The 3,533-nt window shown below is 42.2% G+C and carries 1 protein-coding gene; it reads right to left on the minus strand.

Annotation, left to right across the window (positions count from 1 at the left end; all coding sequences use genetic code 11):
* On the minus strand, positions 1-3,533 hold a 3,533-nt coding region (locus BKH46_RS09115), incomplete at both ends, for an autotransporter outer membrane beta-barrel domain-containing protein (protein ID WP_143428955.1).

Consider the following 3,533-nt stretch of genomic DNA (forward strand, 5'->3'; position numbering starts at 1 on the left):
GCTTGGACAGCCTTGCCATTTAAGATCTTAGCGACTCCATCAGCTGTTTGTTGGCTTTTGAGTGCGCCTTCTTGAGATTTGAAACCTCCTAGGAGGTAGTATTTGAATAAGACCTTTTGGACTTTACCATCAGGTGTTTTGATATCTTGGTATCCATAAGAGATCCCATAAGGATAGTTTTTGAGTAAATCTGCTTGGGCTTGTGTGAGCTCTATTGTATTAGGTAGAGCTAAGACTTCCCAGTAAAAGCCTTTAGCAAGTTTGGCAACTTTAGTTGTATGGGTATTTTTAGGTTGAGATACTCTGCCCTTTTTGCCAAAGCCATAACGCCCTCCGATGGATACAAGGTAGTTTTGGTTATAGTATTGACCTCCAAAGCTTGTATCCACATCAGCATACACTCTCCAAGAATCTGAGAGGACAGAATTGACCCCGATACTTAAAAGTGCCATTTGATTGGCTTGCAAGTTAGCTGTTGCATTGGAGAAGTTGGTTGTAAAATCCATCTTGCCTCCACCAAAGAAATCGCCCACATAAGAAAGTCCTAGTCTAAAATCTGTTTGGTTTTTAGCTGTTAAAAGACTATAGCCAATCACGCCCCCTGCCCTACCTCTGAAAGCTAGGATATTACTGATTGCAGAGTTAAGATATGCATTGCCATTGGCTTGATCAAAGCTGCCATTACCCACATAGCCTAAGACCACTTCAGCTGAGGGCTCTAGATAGATTCTGTGCTTGCTTGAGTCTTTGATGAGATTAAAATACCAGCGATAGCCCACTTCTTCACCCAAAGAGATGGTAGAAGAATTGAGCTGTGTGTTTGTGAGGTCATTGTTTTTGAGAGTGAGTTTATTGAGGATTGCTGCATATTTGAGGATTGTGTCATTATAAAAGCCCTCATCAGATACAAATGAATAATACGCACCCACTTCAATCACATTAGCCTTGCCTGAAAAGCTTTGTGCGTTCATGGAGTTATAGCCATAAGAGAGAGCAAGACCCAGATAAGATTTAGCGCCATTGTGATTGAGTGCATAGTCATAACCTGCTTGGACATTGGTCGAATAAGTCTTAACACTCTCTCCTCGATTAGAAGTTGTCATGCCATTGAATACCCTAGCCCAAGCACCCTGTGTATTGACATTAGTTCTGAGCTCACCAAGTCGTTTGTTTAAGTCATTGATATTAGCCAAGAAAATACCATAGTTTGTTGTGATCGCTGCTGCACTCATATCTTTAGACACAGGGTCAATTTGAGCTTGTGTTGTAGCGATGTAATAGTTTGTCCAACCATTAGCCGTATCTTTACTGCCATCAGTTTTACTAGAATCTGTTTTAGAGTCTAAGCTTTCAGTGCCTGCGACAACACTGCTTGTAGCTGCTTTGGTAGTCGTAGCAGTTTTGCTTGCTTCTGTTGTTGTATCTGTAGTTGTATTGGCACCTGAGCTAGATTCTTTTTTCACATCAAAGGTTGTGGTGATGAGATCATAGCCTTGATACACACTTGAAGTGGTATTGAATACAACCTTGGGTAAAGAAGAGTCTGTATTGTCTTTGATAGAAGCCACTAAGATTTTTTTATCTCTCAAATCTCCAATGATAGGTCTGGAGGTATTCTGATAGACTTGGAGATATTCATTGAGAGTAGCTGCTACTTTAGATTGATCACTCACACTAGAGTCTTTTGGTGTTTCTGCTGCTGTTGCTCCTGTTACTATTGTGGTGGCTGCAGTTTTAGTGCTTGTAGGCGCAATGGGGGTCTTGGTATCAGCTTTAGGGGCTAGAGTGCCATTGATGATTAAATGGTCAGCCTTTTGTTTTTGATTAGTGCTTGATTCCTTTTGTGGGTCATAGCTCAAGCGAAAGACAACATTACTGATCCCTTGGATTGCATCGATAGTGAGCACAGAAAAGCTTGCTTTGCTTGGAGAAGCAGCAGAGGGTTTGCCTCCTGTGGCTAGGTCAATGATGGTATTGTCTTGGAGCATTGTATCTCTTGCTAAATCTCTTGGGTCGAGTTTGCCTGTATCGGTATGATCTCCTGAAGAAAGGACAGAGATATGGGAGCCATCTTCTAAGATGAGTTTTGCACCTTTAGAGAGTCCAATAGCAGTATCGACATCTTTGATATTGAGCTTACCGATAAAAACAGCGCCTTGTTCAAAGATGGCTTGATAAGATTTCTTTGGAGTTGCTTTATCTGTGCTTGTATCTCCTGATTTGGGAGTAGGAGTTGTAGCAGAGCTTTGGTTGAGAGAGTCAATCTCACCGACCATCACACCATAGACTCTGGCTGTATAGACATTAGGATTTGTGATCTTATCGATCTTAAAGGTTGTTGTATTGGTTGCATAAAGATGGCGATAAGGTTTTAAGAGGCTATCTGCCTTAGAGCTATCTAAGCGCACTAAGATACCATCTTCATAAGTGTGTCCATTGATCGTCACAGCTGATTTAGATTTATCTGTATCATCGGGATTATATGTGCTCCAATTTGTGTCTGCGGGGATAGCTTTGGCTTCTGCGCTAGCAGTGGTTTTAGTGCCACTTGCTCCATCTGAACCTCCACTGCCTCCACTTGTGCTATCTGTGCCACTATCTGCAGCTTTGGGAGTGGCTTCAGTGGCTTCTACATCAGCAAAGACAATGTGTGTATCCCCTTGGATATAAGACACATTAGCAATCCCTCTGATTGCACCCTCTAGGGCAATGTTATTGACTGCTCCAGCTCCATTGGTGATGACATCAAACTCAGGGCCATCTCCTGCTAATAAGAGTTGCTTAGCTCCAGATTCAGTGAGTTTAGTCATAAACTCTTTAGAAAAAGACAGAGTGACATTTGCACTCCCACCTGTTGTAAAGACTCTTCCACCTAGATATAAAGAATCTTTGAAATCAACTTTAGAGGTTCCTTTTGAGGTGATGATATCATTAGCAAAGATAGAAATCCCTGCTTGCAGTAAGCTTTGAGTCATTGCATAGGGCTTATCGGGTTCAAACTTAAAGCTAGTGAGAGAAATTGTGCTTGCAGTGGATTTAAAAGAAACTGCGTTTGTTCCTCCTTGGGTCTTGATCGCCCCTCCTAGGGCTGAGGCGTCTAACTGTATTTTAGAATTTGCAGAATCTTTGGTTGTGATATCTCCACTGATAAAAGAGAGTTTAGAGAGTTTGAGATTTGCAGATCCAGAATTACTAAGTGTTAAGCTCATGATTCCTGTGTTGGCAACTTCTCCATCTATCTTACCTTGGAATTTGATATTACCAATGGTATGGTGTTTATCAGAGCCATCGGTGACTTTGGTTTCACTAGAAGTTGAGGCAGTGCTAGAGTCAGAACTGCTAGATGAGCTAGAGGGGGCAGGAGTGCTTTTAGCTGTAGCCTCTGAGCTTGTGCCATCTGCGCCTGCTTTGCTAGAGTCGGTAGTAGGGCGTTTTGTGGCAAAGGTGAGTGTGGAGGCAGTGTGGGATTCATCAATATCGCCCACATCAGAATTAATCAGAGTGATCGCAGCCTTTTGGTCACCAGTGATATT

It is taken from the genome of Helicobacter sp. 12S02634-8 (assembly GCF_002272865.1).
In the GTDB taxonomy this organism is placed as follows: domain Bacteria; phylum Campylobacterota; class Campylobacteria; order Campylobacterales; family Helicobacteraceae; genus Helicobacter_J.